20 protein-coding genes and 1 other RNA gene are annotated in these 21,496 nt (G+C 62.6%); 7 read left to right on the top strand and 14 right to left on the bottom strand.

Going from position 1 to position 21,496, the window contains the following annotated elements; translation table 11 throughout:
• Positions 1-18: 18 nt before the first annotated feature.
• The 3 genes from QRN45_RS01965 to menE are packed head-to-tail and all read left to right on the top strand — an operon-like array spanning position 19 to position 3,483.
• On the top strand, positions 19-474 hold the full coding sequence (locus tag QRN45_RS01965) for a MaoC family dehydratase (RefSeq protein WP_241709263.1): 456 nt from the start codon (positions 19-21) through the stop codon (positions 472-474).
• Between the two features lie 44 nt (positions 475-518).
• Complete coding sequence (locus QRN45_RS01960) at positions 519-1,883, top strand: MFS transporter (RefSeq protein ID WP_284762306.1); 1,365 nt, start codon at positions 519-521, stop codon at positions 1,881-1,883.
• A 40-nt stretch (positions 1,884-1,923) separates the two neighbouring features.
• Positions 1,924-3,483, top strand: coding sequence for an o-succinylbenzoate--CoA ligase (gene menE, locus QRN45_RS01955; protein ID WP_284762305.1), 1,560 nt, complete (start codon positions 1,924-1,926; stop codon positions 3,481-3,483).
• Between the two features lie 42 nt (positions 3,484-3,525).
• Here the strand turns inward: menE and QRN45_RS01950 are convergent, their stop codons facing one another.
• Positions 3,526-4,452, bottom strand: a complete 927-nt coding sequence (locus QRN45_RS01950) for a PaaX family transcriptional regulator (RefSeq protein WP_284762304.1) — start codon at positions 4,450-4,452, stop codon at positions 3,526-3,528.
• 175 nt (positions 4,453-4,627) lie between these two features.
• Here QRN45_RS01950 and QRN45_RS01945 point away from each other — a divergent pair, with 175 nt between their 5' ends.
• The 3 genes from QRN45_RS01945 to QRN45_RS01935 all read left to right on the top strand — a co-directional run bounded on the left by QRN45_RS01945 (position 4,628) and on the right by QRN45_RS01935 (position 8,292).
• Positions 4,628-5,998 carry an MFS transporter gene (locus tag QRN45_RS01945; RefSeq protein WP_078108422.1) on the top strand — a complete coding sequence of 457 codons (1,371 nt, stop codon included), beginning with the start codon at positions 4,628-4,630 and terminating at the stop codon, positions 5,996-5,998.
• A 72-nt stretch (positions 5,999-6,070) separates the two neighbouring features.
• Positions 6,071-7,822, top strand: coding sequence for a CocE/NonD family hydrolase (locus tag QRN45_RS01940; protein WP_284762302.1), 1,752 nt, complete (start codon positions 6,071-6,073; stop codon positions 7,820-7,822).
• The gene (locus QRN45_RS01935; protein WP_284762299.1) at positions 7,819-8,292 is read left to right on the top strand and encodes a DUF3237 domain-containing protein; all 474 of its coding nucleotides are present in this window, start codon (positions 7,819-7,821) and stop codon (positions 8,290-8,292) included. Before QRN45_RS01940 ends, QRN45_RS01935 begins: the two co-directional genes overlap by 4 nt.
• Positions 8,293-8,982: 690 nt before the next feature.
• On the opposite strand, the gene ssrA is transcribed toward QRN45_RS01935, so the two are convergent.
• The 13 genes from ssrA to QRN45_RS01870 form a co-directional block, all read right to left on the bottom strand.
• Positions 8,983-9,351, bottom strand: a transfer-messenger RNA (tmRNA) gene (gene ssrA / locus QRN45_RS01930).
• A gap of 142 nt (positions 9,352-9,493) precedes the next feature.
• Positions 9,494-9,964 (bottom strand): SsrA-binding protein SmpB, encoded by a 471-nt coding sequence (gene smpB, locus QRN45_RS01925; RefSeq protein ID WP_028264808.1) that lies wholly within the window; start codon positions 9,962-9,964, stop codon positions 9,494-9,496.
• Between the two features lie 64 nt (positions 9,965-10,028).
• Positions 10,029-11,384 carry a M23 family metallopeptidase gene (locus QRN45_RS01920; RefSeq protein WP_284762372.1) on the bottom strand — a complete coding sequence of 452 codons (1,356 nt, stop codon included), beginning with the start codon at positions 11,382-11,384 and terminating at the stop codon, positions 10,029-10,031.
• A gap of 74 nt (positions 11,385-11,458) precedes the next feature.
• Positions 11,459-12,373, bottom strand: a complete 915-nt coding sequence (gene ftsX, locus QRN45_RS01915; RefSeq protein WP_241709256.1) for a permease-like cell division protein FtsX — start codon at positions 12,371-12,373, stop codon at positions 11,459-11,461.
• A complete protein-coding gene (gene ftsE, locus QRN45_RS01910; RefSeq protein ID WP_284762298.1) occupies positions 12,370-13,134 on the bottom strand; it encodes a cell division ATP-binding protein FtsE in 765 nt (254 codons plus the stop codon). Before ftsE ends, ftsX begins: the two co-directional genes overlap by 4 nt.
• Positions 13,135-13,305: 171 nt before the next feature.
• Positions 13,306-14,421, bottom strand: coding sequence for a peptide chain release factor 2 (gene prfB / locus QRN45_RS01905; protein WP_284762296.1), 1,116 nt, complete (start codon positions 14,419-14,421; stop codon positions 13,306-13,308).
• A gap of 65 nt (positions 14,422-14,486) precedes the next feature.
• Positions 14,487-14,900: a pilus assembly protein TadG-related protein gene (locus QRN45_RS01900; RefSeq protein WP_284762295.1), complete on the bottom strand. Its 414-nt coding sequence runs from the start codon at positions 14,898-14,900 to the stop codon at positions 14,487-14,489.
• Positions 14,901-14,962: 62 nt separating this feature from the next.
• Positions 14,963-15,481: a hypothetical protein gene (locus tag QRN45_RS01895; RefSeq protein ID WP_284762294.1), complete on the bottom strand. Its 519-nt coding sequence runs from the start codon at positions 15,479-15,481 to the stop codon at positions 14,963-14,965.
• Positions 15,462-15,845, bottom strand: coding sequence for a TadE family protein (locus tag QRN45_RS01890; protein ID WP_241709250.1), 384 nt, complete (start codon positions 15,843-15,845; stop codon positions 15,462-15,464). Before QRN45_RS01890 ends, QRN45_RS01895 begins: the two co-directional genes overlap by 20 nt.
• Before the next feature lie 42 nt (positions 15,846-15,887).
• Complete coding sequence (locus QRN45_RS01885; RefSeq protein WP_241709249.1) at positions 15,888-16,040, bottom strand: hypothetical protein; 153 nt, start codon at positions 16,038-16,040, stop codon at positions 15,888-15,890.
• Between the two features lie 235 nt (positions 16,041-16,275).
• Positions 16,276-17,211 carry a type II secretion system F family protein gene (locus QRN45_RS01880; RefSeq protein ID WP_284762293.1) on the bottom strand — a complete coding sequence of 312 codons (936 nt, stop codon included), beginning with the start codon at positions 17,209-17,211 and terminating at the stop codon, positions 16,276-16,278.
• Entirely contained in the window at positions 17,208-18,059 is an 852-nt protein-coding gene (locus QRN45_RS01875; RefSeq protein WP_284762291.1) for a type II secretion system F family protein, read from the bottom strand. Before QRN45_RS01875 ends, QRN45_RS01880 begins: the two co-directional genes overlap by 4 nt.
• Positions 18,059-19,282: a TadA family conjugal transfer-associated ATPase gene (locus tag QRN45_RS01870; protein ID WP_284762290.1), complete on the bottom strand. Its 1,224-nt coding sequence runs from the start codon at positions 19,280-19,282 to the stop codon at positions 18,059-18,061. Before QRN45_RS01870 ends, QRN45_RS01875 begins: the two co-directional genes overlap by 1 nt.
• 387 nt (positions 19,283-19,669) lie before the next feature.
• Here QRN45_RS01870 and QRN45_RS01865 point away from each other — a divergent pair, with 387 nt between their 5' ends.
• Positions 19,670-21,379 (top strand): S-layer homology domain-containing protein, encoded by a 1,710-nt coding sequence (locus QRN45_RS01865; RefSeq protein ID WP_284762289.1) that lies wholly within the window; start codon positions 19,670-19,672, stop codon positions 21,377-21,379.
• The last annotated feature ends 117 nt before the right edge of the window (positions 21,380-21,496 follow it).

The raw sequence follows: 21,496 nt of genomic DNA, 5'->3' as shown, positions 1-21,496 counted from the left end.
CCACCACAGGAGGCAACAATGCCCAATCTCGTCGTCGACTTCGACAAATTGCTCACCCTCGCCGGAACCGATCTCGGCGCCACCGAATACCGCGAAATCAGCCAGGAACAGATCAACAAGTTCGCAGACGCCACCGGGGATGACCAATGGATCCACGTCGATCCGGAACGCGCCAAGGACGGCCCGTTCGGCGCCCCGATCGCCCACGGCTTCCTCACGCTCTCGCTCATCATCCCGTTCTGGGGCGAGCTGTTCGACGTCGAAGGCGTCACCACGAAAGTGAACTACGGCCTGGACAAAGTCCGCTTCACTTCCCCGGTCAAGGTGGGCGCGCGTATCCGCATGCAAGCCACCATCGCCGAAGTCACCGAGGTCAAGGGCGGCGCCCAGATCAAGGTCGCCAACACCATCGAAATCGAAGGCCAGGAACGCCCCGCAGTCGTGGCCGAATTCCTCGCCCGCTTCTACAAATAGCCGCTACACCCCGCCCTCCCCCACCCCTGCTTTAAGGAACAACGATGTCCCAAATATCGCAGCTTCAATCCATGGACGTGGCCACCAAGCGCAAGGAAGCCCGCACTGTCATTGCTTCCAGCTACCTCGGCAGCACCATCGAGTACTACGACTTCCTGCTGTATGCCACAGCTGCGGCCGTGGTCTTCCCCAAAGTCTTCTTCTCGGGAATGGATGATTGGGTGGGCGTCGTGGCCGCCTACGGAACCTTCGCCGCAGGATACGTGGCGCGCCCGCTGGGTGGCGTCATCTTCGGGCACTTCGGCGACAAGCTGGGCCGCAAGGGGATGCTCATCGTCTCCATGTTGGTCATGGGCTTGGCGTCCGCGCTGATCGGCCTGGTCCCGGGCGCGTCCGTGGCCGGTCCGTGGGGCGCCGTGATGCTTGTTGTGCTCCGGGTTTTCCAGGGCATCGCGGTGGGTGGCGAGTGGGGCGGAGCCGCCTTGATGGCGTTGGAGCATTCCGAATCGGGGAAACGCGGCTTCGCTGCCTCGTTCGTGAATGCGGGCGCGCCGTCGGGCGCCGTGCTGGGCACACTGATCATGGGCGCCTTCTCGGCCCTGCCAAACTCCCAGTTCCTTGCCTGGGGCTGGCGCGTTCCCTTCCTGCTCTCGTTTGTCTTGCTTGCAGTGGGCATGTTCGTCCGGCTCAAGGTTTCGGAGAGCCCCATTTTCAAAGCTGCCATCGAACAGGAAAGGGCGGCCCGGAACGCGGACTCCGGCCTCGCCGGGAACAACAGTGCCGGGAAGGCCGTTATCCCGCTCCTCCAGGTGCTGCGCCGGCCCAAGACCTTGATCTTCACCATGCTCGCCGGGGCTGCCGGCTTCGCCCTCCAAGTGGTGCTGGCAACGTTCGCGGTCACCTTTGCCGTCTCCAAGGGCGCCGACCGCCAGGGCGTGCTGTACGCCTTCGCCGCTGCTTCCTTCATCTCCATCGCCTTCGTGATCCTGGGCGGCAGGCTGTCCGACAAGTTGGGCCGGAGGCCCGTCATGATCGGCGGGCTCGTGCTCTTCATCGCCTATCTGATTCCGATGTTCCAGTTGCTGTCCTCGAACAACATCCTCTTGGTCTTCGTCGCCTTCACCATCGGCTTGATGATCCACTCAACCCTCTTCGGGCCGCTGGCGGCATTCGTGTCCGAGCAGTTCGGCACCACGTCCCGCTACACCGGAGCCTCACTGGGTTACCAGCTCGCGACGCTCCTCGGTGCGGGCTTCACTCCTGGGATCGTGGCCCAGATCTTCAAGGACTCCGGCCAGGACACCGGCTCGGTGGTCTTCTACCTTGCCGCGATGTCCGTCGTCTCCATCATCTTCATCCTGTTGACCAGGGAACCGAAGAACAACGATTTGCAGACCGTCCGGCCTTGAGCCCGGGAAGGGTCTAGCTTGGAAAGAAGAAAGGACCGACATGGAGAATTTTGGCATCGGTTCGTGGCTGCAGCGTCGCCGCCCGAAGTCCGGAAGCAAGATCGCGCTGATCTCCGGAGACCGCCAACTCAGCTACGCGGAATTTGCGGAACGATCCGACAGGCTGGCCAACGCCCTCAAGGCCGGGGGCGTTGCCAAGGGCGACAGGGTGGCGTATCTCGGTGACAACCATCCGGCTTTCCTGGAAACGCTTTTTGCCTGTGGGCAGCTCGGGGCGATCTTCGTACCCCTCAACACGCGGTTGGCCCCGCCGGAGATCAACTTCCAGCTTGCGGACTGCGGTGCCGTTGCGCTGATCCACTCGGCGGGCCTCAACGGCCTTGGGGCCGGCGGCGCGGAAGGCACCCGCGTGAGCCGGCGGATCGTCGTCGGCGATTCCCTCCCGGGCGAGAGTAGCGCGGCTTCCGGTAGCGAAACCCCGACGGCGGCGGAAGACTATGAGGACGTCGTCGCCTCCGGAGCGGCCCGGCATCTGGACGAGGAAGTCGGACTCGATGACGGGGCCATGATCCTCTACACGTCCGGAACGACGGGACGCCCCAAAGGAGCGCTCCTGACCCACGGCAACATCACTTGGAATTGCATCAACGTGATTGTCGACTTTGATTTCTCCTCCACCGACGTAGCCCTCATGATCTCGCCGATGTTCCACGTCGCGTCGCTCGACATGGGGGTGTTGCCTACGCTGCTCAAGGGCGGGACCGTGGTTCTCGAGTCCAGGTTCGATCCCCGACGCACCCTGGAGCTCATCGAGCAGCACCGGGCCACCACCATCAGCGGGGTGCCCACCACCTACCAGATGCTCTGCGAGCACCCGGCCTGGCCGACGTCGGACCTAGGATCCCTCAACAAGCTGACCTGCGGCGGATCGGCAGTTCCGATGCGCGTCCTGGAGGCGTACGAGGCGCGCGGACTGCACTTCTCCAACGGCTACGGAATGACCGAGACGGCGCCGGGCGCCACCACGCTGCCCGCCGCCAGGTCCCGCGACAAAGCGGGATCTTCCGGGCTCCCGCACTTTTTCAGCGACGTCCGGATCGCCGACGTCGCCGGAGGCCTTGCTGAGCAGGGCACGGTGGGCGAAATCCAGATCAAAGGCCCCAACGTCATCCACGAATACTGGAATCGGCACGACGCCACTGCCGAATCTTATGCAGACGGCGGCTGGTTCAAGTCTGGAGACATGGGTTACAAGGACGCAGACGGATTCGTCTTCGTCTCGGACAGGCTCAAGGACATGATCATTTCGGGCGGCGAGAACATCTACCCTGCCGAGGTGGAACAAGCGATCAGTGAACTCGACGCCGTAGGGAGCGTGGCAGTCATCGGCGTGCCGGATGAGAAGTGGGGAGAGGTACCACGCGCCGTGGTGGTGCTCCGCGAAGGCGCCACTTTGACCGAGGACGAACTCAGGGCACACTTGGCCGGCAGGCTGGCCCGCTACAAAATCCCGAAGACTGTGGTGTTCGTGGACGACATGCCGCGGACGGCCAGTGGAAAGATCCGCAAGAGCGAGCTTCGCCGAAGCACCGTTTCCTGAGGGACCGGTTGGTACGTTGCGTGCCGTATCCGCGGTGCTTGGTCAGCGACCGGTCTCGATAGGGAGGCATGACGCAGACCCAGCGAGGGACGGTGCGGCGTCGGCAACGATCGCGTCCACGTGGGCCAGTGCCGAAGCAGCCAGGCCGTCGTATACCTGCACGAAGACCTTGCGGGCTTCGGCCAACGGCCATTTCTCGGGGAGGAGCTCTGCGGGCAGATCGGGGTCGTTCCAGGGAAAGGCGCGCCAGGCGTCCATGGCCATCGTGCGGACGCGGAAGGCCTCTGCGGCGGTAACAAGGCCGGAATTCGCCTTCTCCACCCACGGACTGTAGCTCTCGATGAACGGCGCATACTGCTCAGCCAGCTCCTCGGGCGACCACGCCGCGATCAGGCTTTTTCCGCGCAGGCTCCGATCCGCCGTCCGGAAGATGACGTAGTCCTCGACGCCAAAAGACGCGCAGTTTTCTTCCAGCTCCTCGGCATGGTCGCGCGGCGATACCCACAGTGCGCCGTAAAGAGGGGCGAATCCGCGCCATCGAAGCCGGGAGCGGAACATGTCCCGGATTTCCCTGGAGGACTCGGGGACAGAAAAAGCGATCACGGTCCAGGACCCATCCCAAGCGTTGCTTTGGCTGCCGAACAAGCGCACTTGCTCGAATCCGATCCGCAGCCGCACCCGGGCGCGGTGGGTGAACCGGTACCGCGAGGTCCTTCCAGCGCTGGACTGCTCCAAAACACCCCTGCTCGCCAAGCGGCTGAGGCCCGTCGCGCAGGCCGACGGCGACACGCCAAGCGGTACTGCCAGGGCAGCGATCAGCTTTGCGGGAATCCACTCGTCCGTGTTTTGCCAGAAATCGCCCAGCATCGTGGTGATCAGGTGCTGGGTGGAGGAACCCTTCAAGGGGCGCGGAAAGTCCACAGGGGCATCTGGGACCAACCCCGGAGCGGAGGAAGCAGCTGGTGTCACCTACCCATTCTCTCAGTCCTCCCGCCGCAATTAATTTATTATGCACTTGTGTTGACGGACGTGGAAGAAGTCGCATACCATTTTTCTACGAGTGATGCAGACCACAATTCTCAGCGGAACTCAGTCCCTGCCGCACTGCGAGCCCCAAGCCCCCTTCACACTCAGGAGATCCGCAATGACCGCTGGTCCCACCGTTCCGCCGACGGCACTGACGCCGTCCGCTGACATCGCCCCTTCACCCAGCCACGCCGGCACCGGACATGCCCGCCGCGCTGCCGCCGCCAGCTTCATCGGCAGCACGCTCGAGTACTACGATTTCTTCATCTACGGCTCGGCGTCGGCCCTGATCTTCAACAAGCTCTTCTTCCCCGGAATCGACCCGGCACTGGGCACCCTTCTTTCCATGGCGACCATTGGAGTCGGATATTTCGTCCGCCCGCTGGCCGCGAGTGTCATCGGGCATTTCGGTGACCGCATTGGCCGGCGCCAGATGCTGGTTCTCACCTTGGTCATGATGGGGGTTGCCACCTTCCTCATCGGGTGCCTGCCGCCCACTGCAGCGATCGGCGCCGCAGCCCCTGTTCTCCTGGTCCTGCTTCGCGCCCTGCAGGGCGCTTCCGCCGCCGGAGAATCGGTGGGCGCGGTCACCATGACGTTGGAGCACGCCCCCAGCAACAAGAGGGCGTTCTATGGGAGCTGGGTCAACACCGGAGCCGTCGCCGGAATCATGCTCGCCTCCCTGGCGTTCCTCGCGGTGTCCCTCCTTCCACAGGCCGAACTGCTGAGCTGGGGCTGGCGCTTGCCGTTCCTCGCGAGCATCATTGTCGTGGCGGTGGGCCTGTACATCCGGCTTCGCCTTCCCGAGTCCGAGGTGTTCGAATCGGCAAAGGAATCCGATGGCTCCACGGAACTGCCGCTGAAAGTCGTCCTGCGGGACCACTGGACCACCATCATCAAGGTCATCTTCTTTGGCCTGTGGAGCGTCGTGTCCTCGGTCTTCGCCGCCTTCGCCCTTGCCTACTCCGGAAAGTTCGGGATCCCCGCCGCCGTCATGCTCACCGTCACCATCGTGACCGCGGCCCTCGCGATTGTCGTCCAGCCATACGCGGGCGTCCTGGCCGACAGAATCGGTCGCAAGCCCGTATTCATTGCCGGCAACATCATCTGTGCCGCTTCGGCCTTCGCATTCTTCTGGTCCATCAGCGCCGGCTCGATCCTGCTGATCTTCGTCACGGCCATCATGTTCATGACGGTCGGCTATGGCTTGGTCAATCCGCTCGGCCCCTCCATGACAGCGGAGATGTTCGAAACCCGTATCCGCTACACGGGCGCCGCCACAGCCTCGCAGCTCGGGTTGATTGTCACCGGGTTCGCGCCGACCATCGCAGCGGCAATCGTACAGCCGGGCCCCACCGGGTGGGTACCCGTCGCGGCCTTCACCGCGGGTTGCTGCCTCGTTTCCGCCGCAGTGACAGCCATCTGGGTCAAAGAGACCTACAAAGTACCTACTGAAGCCCTGGGCACGAAGACCTCCAGCCCGTCTTAGGCTTCCGCGGAGGAGGCGCGGCTTCGTGCCTTCTCCGCGGACCGAACTCCCCCAAGCTAAAGGACCGCCCACGTGAGCCCGCTCCCCGTACTCATTGAGACCGACGTCGAAACCCATATGACCGATGGCACCGTCCTGCGGTCAACCGTCTATCGCCCTGCGGACGACGGCGGCGGACGGTTTCCGGTCCTGCTCACCAGGACTCCCTATGGCAGGGACCTCTCGGTAAATTCCGCCTATTTCAACCCCGCAACCGTAGCGGCCGCAGGCTATGGAGTGATTCTCCAGGACTGCCGCGGCCGGTTCGGCTCGGACGGCGTGTTCACCCCGTCCGTCCACGAAGCCTCCGACGGCGCCGACACCGTTGCCTGGGCCGCCGGGCTGCCCTGGTCCGACGGCAGCGTCGCGATGTGGGGTCGATCCTATTTCGCCGAGACACAATGGCGGGCCGCATCTTTGTCGCCAGCCGCCCTTTGTGCCCTCGCCCTCGGCATTTCAGCAGGCGGGAATGCGAACAACGGCGCGCTCTACCGGGGTGGAGCCCACGAACTCGGCAGCCGGCTCGGCTGGGGCCACGCCTCAATCTCCGTGAACGAACTGATGCGCGAGTTCCACGACGACCCCGAGCGCAGGGAAAAGGAGCTCGGGTCCTGGCTCGACCTTGACCGCGGATTCGCCGACGGATCGCTCTTCGACACCCTTCCGTTGCGCAGGCTCTCCCCGAAACTCGGAACTTTCATGAATTCCCATGTGCTGCCCTCCGCGGGTGAAGATCCGGGCAGCCGCTTCACCAAACTGTGGGATGCTGCGTCAGCACAAGCGGTCACGCTGCCGACCCTGCACATCGGGGGCTGGTTCGACATCTTCGCACCCAACACCTTCGAACAGTACGAAAAGCAGCTCGACTTGAGCAAGGCCCAGGGCTCCCCCGCGCCTCGCCTGATCGTCGGCCCCTGGACCCACACGAACTTCACTGGCGCCTATCCGGACATCAACTTCGGGATCGCCGCGGCGTCAGGGATGATGAACGGCCTGGGGGATTTGTCCCGGATCCACACCGACTGGTTCGACGCCGTCCTCAAGAACCACCCGGAGCGCCTGCGCCGCGTTCCCCCGGTGTTGCTCTACTTCATGGGTGAGAACCAGTGGCGCGGCTTCGAAGAACTCCCGGTTCCAAGCGGCGAACGGTCCTGGTATTTCGGACGGGACGGATCCCTCTCCCACGAACCCGAAGCGGACGGCATTGCCGAATTCGACTACGATCCCCTGGACCCAGTGCCCACGGTGGGAGGAGCCACGATGATCCACGGCACCTTCCCCGCAGGACCGGCCCGGCAGGAAGCCGTTGAGGAGCGGGAAGACGTGCTCGTGTTCACCAGCGAAGCATTCACCGAGTCCTTGACAGTGTTCGGGGAAGTGCGCGCAAGCTTCTTCGCCTCGACTTCCGCCGTGGACACGGATTTCGTCATTCGTCTTTGCCGCGTAGCACCCGACGGAACATCCTTGTCGTTGGCGGACGGGATCGTCCGCGCCTCCTGGCGGGATAGCTACGCGGGCACCGGACGGTACTCTCCCGGCCACCAGCCTTCACTGGTCGAACCCGGCAGCGTCCATGAATACACCGTGAGCCTCTGGCAGACGGCATATACCTTCGCGCCCGGCGAACGGCTCCGTGTGCAAGTGACTTCCAGTTGCCACCCGCGCTGGGACAGGAACCTGAACACCGGCAAGCGCGCCTACGACTCCGACCACTCAGTCGTTGCCCGGCAAAGCATCCGCTTCGGCGAGCTGCACCCGAGCCGCCTGACCGCTGGCGTCCTGTGAATACCGGCCGGACGGCGGCGCCGGGGCTGTCCTTCTTCGCCGAAGTGGCCGTCGACGTCGGGATGCCGGTCGACGTCGGGACGACACCGGAGGGGCACCGCCGGATAGTGCCAATCATCGGAGGCACTTTCGACGGCCCCCATGTCACAGGCAAGGTCCTCCCCGGCGGCGCCGACTACCAGATACTGCGCAGCCGGGAGCTGACGGAACTGGATGCCCGATATGCCCTCGAAACAGATGCGGGACAACGCATCTACGTCCACAACACGGCGCTCCGCCACGGTACGGCAGAGGACATCGAACGGCTGAACCGCGGCGAAGATGTCGCGGCGGACCGCATCTACTTTCGCTGCTGGCCGCGTCTGACCAGTTCTGCGCCCGGACTCGCCTACCTCAACAACCGGCTGGCTGTCGGAACCGGCGAACGCCATCCGGATCAGGTGGTCGTGCGGATCTTTTTGATCGACTAGCGGCGCCCACTGGTTAACAATCACGCTGTGGGGACAGGCGCAGTCCTTGCGTAGGGGTCCCCGAAAACAAGTAGGGGGTACTCAAGAAAGCAACCGCCCGCAGTCCTATCGTGTCGGACAGCGTTCATGCCAAAAAAGATGGGCGGATGGCCACGACTGGGTCCAGACCGGCGAGGGGCCGCAGCGAAAAAATATGCAGGGAGCCTTGCTCAATGGACAACCCACCTTCCGAAAACCGGGGTCGGTGCATCGCCTACGCAAACCACCAGGAGAAAGACTGACTCCTTACCGGTCCTGTCCTCCAAGCCTAGGCCGACGGAACGAGGGCCTTTCGTAGCACAACGCAGGACCCAGCCGACGGGCTGAGATTGGGGCGAACGTGGACGGGCAACAATGGATATGGGTCGTGATGGTCCTTGTCGGAGCCGCACTGGTAGCCGTTGTGATGGTCTTTGGACACCAGCGAAGAAGGCTGGTTGACCGCAAACCCGTGGCCAAACACCGCGAGGGGGAACCTGGGAACCCTCCTGACGGCGTCGACAGTGCGGATGGCGAGCCGGCAGCACGGAGTCCGAACCACTGACCCCGCCCGCGGTTACCCACCCGGACAAAGAAAAACACCCCGGTCCGAAGACCGGGGTGTTCCCGATGAGCCGAGCAATCCGTGAAGGATGTCTCGACTCATCACAAAAGTGGAGATGGGGGGAATTGAACCCCCGTCCGATGTCGTGTTGTCAGGGCTTCTCCGGGCGCAGTTCGCGTCGGACTTTCTCGGCCCCAGCTATCGTACGAACAAGTAGCTGATCCGGGCCCAGTCATCTAAGAGTCCCGCTCGCCTCGATGACGAAGGCAAGCAGCAGTGGCTATCTAAATGACGCCAGGATCCGGGGCAATAGCAACCTCGGGCTGACGGACTGTCTTACTGCTTAGGCAGCAAGAGCGAAGTCAGTGCGCTTAGAATTGGCACTTATTGGTTTGCAGACAGCGTTAACGAGATAATTCTGCATCCTCGGCCCGCTTCACCTGTCGCGACTAACATCGTCGAAACCGATCATCCCCGTATTTTGTTATTAATCCCCGCAGCACGATGGTCGCCCGAAAACGATCACCCTAAAAACCTGCCGGGTTAATCATCATAACGCATCGCAGCACCCGAACATTCCGGGACACGCTTGGCTGCGGACGTCCTTGACGACGCAGCTTAGCGGCGGTTGCGTTCGCGCAGTTCACGCAGCGATTCGCGCTTGTCCTGCTGCTCGCGCAAGGTCTGCCGCTTGTCGTAATCCTTCTTGCCTCGGGCCAAGGCGATCTCCACCTTGGCACGCCCGTCCAGGAAGTACAGCTGGAGCGGCACTACCGTCAGCCCCGTCTCGCGGATCTTGCCGGAGATTTTGTTGAGTTCCTCGCGGTGAAGCAACAACTTCCGACGGCGGCGTGCGGCGTGGTTGGTCCAGCTCCCCTGGTTGTACTCGGGGATATGGATGCCCTCCATCCACAACTCGTCGTTGTAGAACGTGCAGAAGCCATCGACCATCGAGGCGTGGCCTTCACGCAGGGACTTTACTTCGGTTCCCATAAGGGCAATGCCAGCCTCATAGGTATCCAATATGTGGTAGTCATGCCGAGCCTTGCGATTGGTGGCCACTACCTTACGGCCACTTTCCTTGGGCACGGTAGAACTCCTTGGTTGTCGAAGAATCACACTAGTCTACGCCAGTAGAACACTGTCCGGCGGGCTACAGAAGGTTCATCGGGTCAACAGCCTGCCCGTTCACCCAGGTTTCAAAGTGCACGTGACAACCAGTGGAGTTACCCGTGGTGCCCGAATATGCGATGAGCTGGCCCTGGCTCACCTGCTGTCCGGAAGAAACCACCACGCTCGTGTTGTGGTAGTAGACCGTGGTCAGGGAATCCCCGTTGATGACTCCGTGCGATATTTTGACACGGTTGCCACCGCCGTCGTTGCCCCAACCGGCGGAAAATACGGTGCCGGCGGCCGCTGCATATACGGGCGTTCCACAAGGGGCACCGAAGTCGATGCCAGTGTGCATGTAACCGCCTTGGCCGTAGAAATCGATGGTTCCTGGCGGCGTCGCACGCCAACCGAAGCCTGAGGTGATCGGGATGTTCGCAGGTACCGGGTGGATCAAGCCGAAGTTGGAGCGCGGGTTGCTCGCTGGTGGGACAAAAGGTTGCGGGGGTGCCTGGTTTTGCGCCTGCGCGGATGCCGCAGCGGCCGCGGCGATTCGCTGCTGCTCAGCCAACCAGGCTTCACGGAGCTTGCGGTCCCGCTCGGAAATTTCCGCCGCGACGGCATCCTGGTTCGCCTTCACTTGTTGGAGCTGGGCCTGGATACTTGGCTTGGCCGCCTGAAGCTGGCTGTTGAGGCGGGTGGTATCGGAAATGAGCTTGTCCACCTGCGCCTTCTTGGCTGCGGCGTCATCGCGGGCGGCTTTTTCCCGCTCCAGTGCGGCGTCCGCTTTCGCCTTCAGATCTCGGATTTCCTGTTCGACGGCGGCGAGCCGGGCCTGCGAGTTCACGTTCGTGGCGCTCTGCTGCGTCAACTTCGTCATCGTGGCGTTCTGGCTGCGCATCGCCTGGTTGGCGAGGTCCATGGATTCCGTGAGGTTGCCGCCGTCGTTCGATCCGAACAGCAAGGCAACGTTCGTCGGAACACCACCGGATTTGTAAGCCTGAGCCGCGATTTGGCCGATGAGCTTCTTGGTCTCAGTGATCTTTTGCTTGTCGTTTTCCAACTGCTGGGTGATCTGGGCTTTGCTCTGCTGCGCCAGATCAACGCGGGCAGCCAGGGCATCAGCGTCCTTCACTGCGCTGGCGACCCTGCCCTGGGCATCGAGCAGTGCCTGTTGCGCTCCCGGAAGCTGGCCTTGGTAGACCACGAGGTCGCCGGCAGCCTTGGCGATGTTGGCATCAACGAATTCCAGCGACTGCTGCACTCGCGCCGATTCGGCGTTGAGGGCCGCTTGCTGGTCGTCGAGGTCGTCCGCTTGTGCCATGGGGGCAGTTGCAAGGCTCGCAACCAGCGCGATGGCAAGCACCGAGCCGGCAACCTTGGCGCGGCCGCTCGCCATGCGCAGCTGCAGGGCAGCCTGGTACTTCCGGGGCATCGGCTGTCCTGTTCGCTCGGGATCAGTGCTTTTCATGGCTACACCTTGAGATATCGGCGGAGGGTCAGGAGGGAGGAAATCCCCGCCAGGCCGCCGCCCAACGCTATCAGGACAGGCGCAATCACGAGTACCTGGGTCGAGGATATAAACGGAGTATTCAGGAATTGCTGCGACAAGTCCCCGTTGAGCCAGAACTGGGCCACCAACCACAGCGTTCCGGAAGCCAGGACTGCACCCACGACGGCGGCGATGACGCCTTCGAGGATGAACGGCAGTTGGATGACGGTCTTCGATGCTCCCACGAGGCGCATGATGCCTGTCTCGCGTCGCCTGCTGAATGCGGACAATCTGATGGTTGTGGTGATGAGCAGGACTGCACAGAAGATCATGACTCCCGCGACCACCATTGCCGCCACGGAGGCACCGTTCATCCACTCGAAGATCCGTTCAAGGACCTGGCGCTGATCGCTCACGGTCTCCACGCCGGCTTGGGAGGAGAAGGTCTCGCTGATGATCTGGTACTTCTGGGGATCCTTCATGTTGATCCGGAAGGACGAAGGAAGCTGGTCCTGGGTGACCGAATCAACAATCGGAGAGTTGGAGAACTGTTCCTTGAAGTGCTTGAACGCATCGGCTTGCGACTCGAACTGGTAATCGTTGATGTACTGCTTGACTGCTGGTGACTCGAGCATCTTGACCAGGTTGTCCTGCTGCTCTTTGGTGACCGCGCCCGAAGCGCATCCGGTCGACGTCGAGGAGTCGTTGCAGAGGAAGATAGCGACCTGGACTTTGTCGTACCAGTAGCCCTTCATCTGGTTGATCTGCATCTGCAGCATTCCGGCTGCGCCGACGAAGGTGAGGGAGACAAAGGTCACCAGGACAACGGAAATCACCATGGACAGGTTCCGGCGCAGGCCGCTGCCGATCTCGCCCAGGATAAAAGCGAGCCTCACTGCTGGACCCCCTGCGCGCGGTCGATTTCCGCACCGCTCGCGTCCTTCATTCGCCGGGACTCCCCTACCACCGGAATCATCGAGGTGTAGAGCGCCCTGGCCTCGTCACGGACCACCACTCCGTTCCGGAGCTCCACGACGCGCTTGCGCATCTCGTTCACAATGTCGTCGTCGTGAGTTGCCATGACCACAGTGGTGCCGTTCTGGTTGATCTTGTCGAGGACGCCCATGATGCCCATCGAGGTAATGGGATCCAGGTTTCCGGTGGGTTCGTCAGCAAGAAGGATGCCCGGGCGGTTGACGACGGCGCGGGCGATGGCCACGCGCTGCTGCTCGCCACCGGACAGCTCATGGGGCATGCGACGTTCCTTGCCTTCAAGCCCGACCGTCTTCAGCACTTCAGGAACTGTCTCCCGGATGATGCTGCGGCTCTTGCCGATCACCTGCATGGCGAAGGCCACGTTGGCGAAGACATTCTTCTGCGGCAACAGACGGAAGTCCTGGAAAACGACGCCGATTCCGCGGCGAAGCTTGGGGACCCGCCAGCTTGAAATGTTGGCTACGTTTTGGCCGGCGACGTAGACCGAACCGGACGTTGCCCGGTCTTCCTTCAGGATGAGTCGTAGAAACGTCGACTTGCCGGAGCCCGAGGCCCCGACGAGGAAGGTGAATTCTCCACGGTCAATCTCAAGGTTGACAGCATCCAACGCCGGACGGGCATTGGTGTCGTAGACCTTGGTGACATTCTCAAATCGGATCATGACTCTTCAGAACCCCGCCGGACATGCCACGTTCGGCCAGTCCAACCGCCAGCGCACGGGCTTTCGTTGGGGGAAGTTGAGCGCCGGCTCTTCGACTATACGCACGCTCCGCCATGGAATCGCGGGCTTGCTGCGGTGTGTCGCCTAATCAGGCTCCCAGCTCAGGCGGCGTTACCCTTCGGCGTTGCGGTTACCCGTGCGCCAGCGAATGCCGGCGTCGATGAAGTCGTCGATGTCGCCGTCGAATACCGCTGACGTGTTGCCTACTTCGTGTTCAGTACGCAGGTCCTTGACCATCTGGTACGGATTGAGCACGTACGAACGCATCTGGTCACCCCAGGATGCCTTCACGTCACCTGCGAATGCCTTCTTCTCGGCATCTTCCTGCTCCTTTTTCAGGAGGAGGAGCCTTGATTGGAGAACGCGCATTGCCGCTGCGCGGTTCTGCAGCTGGGACTTCTCATTCTGCATGGACACCACAATCCCCGAGGGAATGTGGGTCAAACGTACTGCGGAGTCCGTCGTGTTGACGGACTGCCCGCCAGGACCGGAAGACCGGAACACATCGACGCGGATCTCATTGTCCGGAATGTCGATTGAGTCGGTTTGCTCGATGAGCGGGATGACTTCGACGGCGGCAAAGGACGTTTGCCGCCGGCCCTGGTTGTCGAACGGGCTGATGCGGACGAGCCGGTGCGTCCCGGCTTCGACGCTGAGGGTCCCGAACGCGTACGGCGCTTTGACCTCGAAAGTCGCTGATTTGAGGCCGGCTTCTTCGGCGTATGAGGTGTCCATGACCGTGGTCGGGTAGCCGTGGCGCTCTGCCCACCGCAGGTACATGCGCATGAGCATCTCGGCGAAGTCCGCCGCATCAACACCGCCGGCGCCGGCACGAATCGTGACGACGGCTTCGCGTTCGTCATATTCGCCTGAGAGCAGGGTTACCACTTCAAGTTCCTTGAGGGACTTGCGGATCGATTCGAGTTCCGTGGCGGCTTCGACCATGGAGGCGTCGTCGTCCTCGTCCTGGCCGAGCTCGACAAGGACCTCAAGGTCGTCGATTCGGCCCGTCAGCCTGTTCAACCGCTCAAGTTCGGACTGCCGGTGGGACAACTTGGACGTAATCACTTGCGCGGATGCTGGATCGTCCCAGAGGTTCGGTTCACCCGCCCGCTCGCTCAGTTCAGCGATCTCTTCCTTGAGCTTTTCGACATCGGAAACCTGTTCGATGGAGCGGTAGATGGAGCGGAGCGCGCGGATTTCTGCGGGAAAATCAATCTGAGCCATGGTTGTTCCAGAGTACGCCATCCGTTGGTTGCCTCCGCACGGGACTGGACGTATGACGCTTGGAACTAGCGCGTCAACCGGGAACGCGCGGTGGAACGGGCTTCGATCGGCACACCGGCGGGAAGGATGAAGCTGACCACGGGCGGATGGGCGACCGCGCTCAGCACAACCTCGGCCGTAGTGCTGTCCGGACTTCCGGTACCAGGGGCGACGGCAAGTTGATCGAATCGTGAATGGGCGCCGTTTTGGCTGAGGTATGACCCGGCCACGTGGCGCACCCGCTCGCTGTTGAGGACGGCCGACGGGGTTTCGGCACCACCGTCTACCTGGCCAAGGGAATAGCTGTCCGCCGCTGCCACCGAAGCTCCGTCCGCCAGGGAGAGGAGCTTCTTATGCTCGATGTAGATGGCGGAAGCCGCAGCAACGACCGTTGCAAGCAACAACGCGATCACCACATAACCGATGGTCAAGACCGTCAATTGGCCGTGTTCCCCCTCCGATCCGCGTGTCCGCAGCACATCCCCTTGCCCAGGAAGATCCCTCACCGGAACCGTCCGACGATTTGCGTGGCCGACGCACTCAGATTCGCGGCGTCCAGGCTCAGAGCCTCTCCAAAAGGCACCATCGGCAACGGAACCGTGAGCTTGACCGTAACCGTGACCGCTGCCCCGGCGGACAGGCAATCGCCACGGTCGCACGCGACGTCCACAAGCGCCTGCTCCGCGGAGTGTCCATAGTCGGCGAGGGTCAAAAGAGCAGCCTGTTCAGCGGCGACGCGCCCCTGGGAGGTGTCCTTTTGCATGACGTACACCTTGGCGGCCTGGTCCGCTGCCCCCACAACGGCGAACGAGCCACCCTGGATTTGTCCAATGGTGACAATGAAATAAACCAAGGGAACCATGAGCAGGAGTGCCATAAGGATGAACTCGACTACCGCGCTTCCCCGCTCCGCGCCACACTGTGAACCGCTGGATTCCGGGCCGTCCGGGAACGGCAGGCGGGCGGCCTCCCTGAAACGGGCAAGGACGGTACGGCCAAGGTCAGCGGGAAGACGCAGCATGCCCCCTCACCTCCAACGCCCCCACGGGTCCAATCAACCCGATGACCGGCAACGGTGCCCGCACTGTCACTTCCAAGGTGCGGATTCCTTGGAAACCAGCCTCCGACGTCGAGACGTCCCGGGCGAAGTCTGCGTTCAGCGCTGTTCCGATCAGGTCTGCGGTGCGCTCACGCGCATCGGCCGGAGTCCGGTCGGCGAGAGTGCCGTACCGGGCTCCGGACGATGCCGCATCAATGAGGGTATTGCGCACATGCAACACAAGGGCCAGTTGAATGACGGCAAGGAAAAATACGGTCAACAGACCGCCGACCAGCACAAAATCCACGACGGCGGAGCCGCGTTCATCGCCGCGACCTGCACTCATGCAACTGCCGTCTCCCGCTCCCCTGCTGCGGAACGGCATGGACTACTTTCCGACCTTGCTCATGGCCTGGTTGAAGAGTGCCTCGAGTGCCGGGCCGGCCAGCGCCAGCAGACCGGCGACAAGCGCGGCGGACATCAAGGTGATCATCACCCAACCAGGCACGTCGCCCCGCTCGGGATGGTCGTCGTCGGGCATCGGACGTTGGTTTGGTCTTGTTCCTAGTGCTGATCCGGGCGACAGGAGCGTCCACAGCTGCCACAGCAAAAGGCCGGATGCGGGCAGGCCTCGACGTCCGCGCTTATTCATTTTTCCCTGTTTCATTTTTCCCCCATTTCCCTGTGCAGGAATCCGTTGTAGATTTCCGTGCGGTTTTGGTATCGGCATTCGAACCGATATTCATGTGATGGAAAGGCTTTGCCGGAGGTCATCGTCAGAAGCCAAGATTCAGCGCGGCCAAGCCGGGATAGACGGCGAAGACCACGGTGAGCGGCAAGACTCCGAAAACCAGCGGCACCATCATCGCGATTTCCTTGCGACCAGCCGTTTCCATCAGCTCCCGCTTGGCTGAATCGCGGACATCCGCAGCTTGGGCCCGCAAGACATCGGCCAATGGAGTACCGCGTTCGACGGCAACGACAATTCCATCCACGAACCGAACCAGCGGGCCGAGGTCGGTTCGTCCCGAAAACCCGTGCAAGGCCTCGACCAAGGGCGTACCTGCCCGCATGGCGCCCAGTACCAAGGAAAACTCCTTCGCCAACTCGCCGCGGGCCGTCCGGCATACTCGATCGAGGGCCCCGCTGGCGCTCTCCCCCGCTCCCACCGCCAGGGCCATCAGTTCGGCAAGGCTGGGGAATTCCGCCAGCATCAGCCTTTCCCTGCGTTTGATCCGCATCCCCAGCATGTAGTCGCGGAAAAGATATCCACCCAGCGCGGAAACCAAGACCGAGACGACGGCAATCCCCGGACTGAACCGTCCCCCCGCCGCACTCATGAGCACTACGACCACCGCCGCGGCAAAGCCCGCCGCCGCCCAAAGCAACTGCTCTGCCCGGAAGTCCAGGGCGGACTTTGCGGAGCCGGCCTTGGCCAGCCTTTTGTTAAGGGACGCGGTGCCGAGGTTGAACTTCGCCAGATAGCGGAGCGCGTCCTGGAAAACAGGCCGCACAATACGCTCCAACGGGCCGAACGGCGCGACGTCCGGGGCCGACAGCAACCGCGATCCAAGGTTCTGGGACCTGAGCTGCGGCTCGATCCGCTCCGCGAACGGAATGGGGCGCATGAACGGCATGCGAACAAAGATCAGCCAAAGTCCGGCGCCCATGAGAAGTCCGCACAATACGGTTAGTGCAGTCAGCGCCGTCATCGAAGCACCCTTTCATCTTCGGGAAGCGCGCCAATGCGCAGCATGACCCAGTAGCAGAGCGCCGAGACCAGCACTCCGCCTCCAAGCACGCTGATCCCGGCCGCGGAGTTGTAAGCGGCAACAGCCTCCGGCCTGCTAGCCAGCAGCATCAGGACGATCCATGGGGCCGCAACCGCGAGGCGCGCTCCGTTGATGGTCCATGATTGTCGTGCCTCAAGTTCACTGCGGGTCCTCGCGCTCTCACGAAGGAACTCAGCGAGAGTTCCCAGAAGCCGGCCCAGATCGGATCCGCCCACGTCGCGGGTCAGCCTGAGCGCCTCAATGATCCTGTCGGCAACGGGATCCGCCAAGCGCTCCTTGAGTTTGTTCAACGCCGAATCGAAATGGCCACCGGAACGGTAATCCGCACCAAACTCCCGGAAGAGTGCCCGCAGCTCTTCGGGGCCCTTGTCCCCGAGCTGGATAAGCGCCTCCGGCAGCGAAAGTCCCGCGCGGATCGCCGAGCGCAAATGGTCGACCACGTCGGGCCAGAGCTCGCGGAGCATGGCGGTCCGCCTGCGCGCCCGCCATCTCACAACGGCCAGGGGAAGCCACGCACCAAAGAGGCCGAAGCACGCCGCGATCGAAAAGGACGTTGTCACGATATAGATCACGAGTGTGGTGAAAAGTCCCAATCCGAGGCACGATGCAATGAATCCCCCGCCGCTCACCTTTTCAATCCCGGCCGTGAGCAACAAGGACTCAAGGCGTTTCGGTTTGGGCTCCTTGACGGCGGGAGGGTGTTCCCACGCAGACCACCAGATGAGGAACATCCCCAGTCCGCAGAGAACGCCAAGCAGCGGGGCCATCAGTAATGCTCCAGCAGCGCGGCGACGTCGAAACCTGCCCGGGAAAATTTCTCTGCTGCCGGCATGGAATTCGACGTGGGTTGGAGTCTGCCGTCCTGAATCGCGAACACCTGTGACGACTCAATGATGCCGTTCTCCACGCGCCGACCCAACGAAAGGATCTCGGTGACTTGGCGGCGTCCGTCCGGGTGGCGGCTGCAATGGACCACGAGGTCGATACACGATGCGACGGTCGGCACCACGAACGCGCTCGAGATGTTCCCGCCGGCCAGCAGCGGCAACGTGCAAATCTTGGTCACGGCGTCATGGGCGGAGTTCGCATGGATGGTGCACATGCCGGGAAGGCCCGAATTCAGCGCAATGAGCATGTCCAGGCTTTCCGCTTCCCGGACTTCGCCCACCACGAGGCGATCCGGCCGCATGCGAAGTGCCTCCTTGACGAGCCGGCGTAAGGGAATTTCGCCTTGACCCTCGAGGTTTGGCTGGCGGCACTGGAGGCCGACGACGTCACGCAACGGAAGGTGGAGTTCAAAGATCTCTTCGACAGTGATGACCCGCTCCCGGGAGCCGATATTGGCTGCCAGGCAGTTGAGCATTGTCGTCTTTCCTGCCTGGGTGGCTCCGGAGACGAGAATGTTCAATCCGCTGGCCACCGCAGCTCCCAGGAATCGGGCTGACTCGGGGGTCAGTGTCCCCAGCTCCACTAGATGCTCGAGCCGGGTCGCCTTGACCACGAATTTCCGGATATTCACGGCCCAATGGCGGCGGGTTACGTCGGGAATGACGACGTGGAGCCTCGAACCGTCGGGGAGGGCTGCGTCAACAAAGGGTGACGAGAGGTCGAGCCTCCTCCCGGAACTCTTAAGCATCCGCTCAACGAGGTCGCGAACCTGCTGCTCGCCGAGGCTGATCGAGGTAAGTTCGGATTCGCCATTCCGGGCAACGTAAACCTCGTTGGGCGCGTTGAGCCAGACCTCTTCTATGGTGGGGTCATCCAGAAGCGGCTGGAGCGGCCCGAAGCCGGCAACGGCGTCGAACACGTACTTGCGGGCGCTGTCCAAGTGTCCCAAAGGAGGCAACGGACCAAGGAGTGCCCGCTCGTCGTAGTCATTGACGGCGGCCTCGACGAGCCGGTGCACTTCGACCGCTTGGCTCAAAGGATCCAGTCCGCGGCGACGAATCAGCTCGCGGACTTCATCCTCTACGATGCGCAAAGCCTCCATTTTCCCCCCAATGCAGCATGCGCCCAGGCGCTGCGGAAAACCTTCAACAAGGTTAAAAGTAGGGGAGGCTTCTAGGCGAGACCAAGTCAAATTGAGTGACTTGTGGATAATTGTCTTATCTCTAAGTCACACCAGAAACACGTGAATCTCTGGTCACTCCCGACGCCCAAATCCCGTGCAAAGAAGGATCTCATGCCGAAAACACCGCGCGGATACTCCCGCGGTCGCTGGTTCAGCCGGCCACGATGGTTAGCCGCCACGGCGGTTCTGATGCTGCCGATCGCGATCGTCGGGCCTGCGCAGGCAGAAGAAAGCTCAACCAGTCTTCTTCCTGGACCGTCAACGGCAACTGTCCCACCCCCTCAGCCCACACCGGCTGCCCAGGCCATGGCACGGCTGAAGGGACACCGGCATTCAAAGGTTTGCGCCGACGCACCCCCGGGCTACGCATCGTGCCATGCGGAGATCGATGATGAAATTGCCGGTCCCCTGGCCGTGGGGCAGCTGGTTCCAGCTGGATACGGACCGGCAGACCTGCAGTCCGCTTATAAGCTGCCTTCACTCACCGCAGGCACCGGCAGAACGGTAGCGGTAGTGGATCCGTACGATGCCCCGACTGCCGAGGCTGATCTTGGTATCTACCGGACGAAGTACAAGCTGGGTGAGTGCGTCTCAGCCACCGGATGCTTCCGCAAAGTGGACCAGGCAGGCGGAAATTCCCTGCCGGGCGCCGACGCAGGGTGGGCGCAGGAAGCGTCCCTCGATGTCCAGATGGTCTCGGCGGCCTGCCCGAACTGCAACATCCTGCTGGTCGAGGCCTCATCCAATTCCCTCACCGATCTGGGTGCAGCGGTCAATACGGCGGTCAACCTAGGTGCCAGTGCTGTGTCGATGAGTTTCGGTGGACCGGAATCCTCCGGGATCACCCGATACGATGCCGAATACTTCAATCACCCCGGGATCCCCCTCGTGGCCAGCTCCGGCGACAACGGTTACACGAACGCCACCGCCCCGCCCACGGTGAACTACCCGGCGTCCTCCCCCAACGTCGTCGCAGCCGGCGGCACCACCCTGAACCTCGACACAAGCAAAGTCCGGGGCTGGACGGAACGCGCGTGGGGAGCCACCGGCTCCGGCGCTGCCGGGCCGGGCAGCGGTTGCTCCGCCTACGAGCCGAAGCCCGCTTGGCAGCACGACACGGGCTGCCCGAACCGCACCGTCGCCGATCTGGCCTCAGTCGCCGACCCGAGCACCGGCGTCGCCGTCTACGACAGCACGCCCAGCAACGGGATGAGCGGGTGGATGGTCTTTGGCGGAACCAGCGCGGCCGCCCCCGTCATCGCAGCCACATACGCCCTCGCCGGCCCTCCACCTGCGGGGACCTCCCCTGCCCAACTTGCCTACGGCTCCCCCTGGGCGCTGAATGACGTTGCGAACGGTGCGAACGGCACGTGCACCATCCCTTATCTATGCACCGCCGGCTTCGGCTATGACGGACCCACCGGACTCGGCACCGCGCAAGGCCTGACGGCATTCACGGCTTCGAGCCCGCCTTCCTTCACCGACATCCCCGGAAGCTACCCCTTCTACACGGAAGTGACGTGGATGGCCTACAACGCCATCACCACCGGATATCCCGATGGAACGTTCCGCCCTGTCCAGCCCGTCACCCGCGAGGCCATGGCCGCTTTCCTCTACCGCCTGAGGGGAAGCCCCGCCTACGTGCCCCCGGCGATCTCTCCGTTCAAGGACATTGGGCCCCTTTCACCGTTCTACAAAGAAATCACGTGGCTGGCCACCACCGGCATCACGACCGGATACCCCGACGGCACCTATCGCCCCTCGGATCCCGTCAACCGCGACGCCATGGCTGCATTTCTCTACCGACTTGCCGGTAAACCCGCATACACCCAGCCCGGCGTCTCACCGTTCACCGATCTCACCCCAGTCAGCCCGTTCTATCTCGAAATCACGTGGCTGGCCTCCACCGGCATCACGACCGGATATGCCGACGGCACCTTCCAGCCGCTGAACCCCGTCAACCGCGACGCCATGGCGGCGTTCATGTACCGCTACAACGCCAGAATCGGACGTTGAGGACCGCAATCGGGCACAGCTGGATGCCAGTCCGGTCGCCGTGAACCGTCTGGCTCGGAGTACCCCGCGTTCGGACAGAAACAGGGTGGCGACCGAGCTGGCGTGGTCGTTGGGTAA

This window comes from Arthrobacter sp. efr-133-R2A-63, assembly GCF_030209795.1.
Taxonomy (GTDB): domain Bacteria; phylum Actinomycetota; class Actinomycetes; order Actinomycetales; family Micrococcaceae; genus Arthrobacter; species Arthrobacter bambusae_A.
The sequence above is the reverse complement of the archived record's forward strand: the minus strand, read 5'-3'. Positions and strand labels throughout refer to the sequence as shown.